Raw genomic sequence first — 449 nt, forward strand, 5'->3', positions numbered from 1 at the left:
GCGGCCAACGCGCTCAGCCAGGGTGACGCGTCGGGCCACTGGCTGCGCATCTACCCGTTGTTCAACACCGAGTCCCTGTCCGGCGCCCTGAGCGCGCTGAAGGACCCGGTCACCGCGCGCAACGCCTATCCCGCACCGGGACAGGCACCGCAGGACAAGAAGAGCTCTCTGCTGGGGCCGAGGTGAGGAAGATGGCTTTGCGTATCAAGAACCGGCGCCGACGTCCGAAAAGCAAGGGATCGCTGTTCAAACTGGGCGCGATGTTCGTCGTCGTGGCGCTCGTCGCCGGTCTCGCTCTCTTCAACAAGGACCGGATCCTCACCACGCTGCGACCGGGCACGGAGTTGAGCATCAACTTCGCGCGTGACTACCGGCTCCAGCCCTTTACCACGGAGGTCAAGGTCGCCGGCATCCCGATCGGCAAGGTCGTGGATGTCCGGGAGGCACCC

Annotated in this window: 2 pseudogenes; both read left to right on the top strand. The window is 65.5% G+C overall.

Going from position 1 to position 449, the window contains the following annotated elements:
- A pseudogene (locus H5411_RS46745) lies at positions 1-186 on the top strand (MlaD family protein); the annotation flags it as partial.
- 5 nt (positions 187-191) lie between these two features.
- A pseudogene (locus H5411_RS46750) lies at positions 192-449 on the top strand (MlaD family protein); the annotation flags it as partial.

The organism is Amycolatopsis echigonensis, from assembly GCF_014174495.1.
Taxonomy (GTDB): domain Bacteria; phylum Actinomycetota; class Actinomycetes; order Mycobacteriales; family Pseudonocardiaceae; genus Amycolatopsis; species Amycolatopsis echigonensis.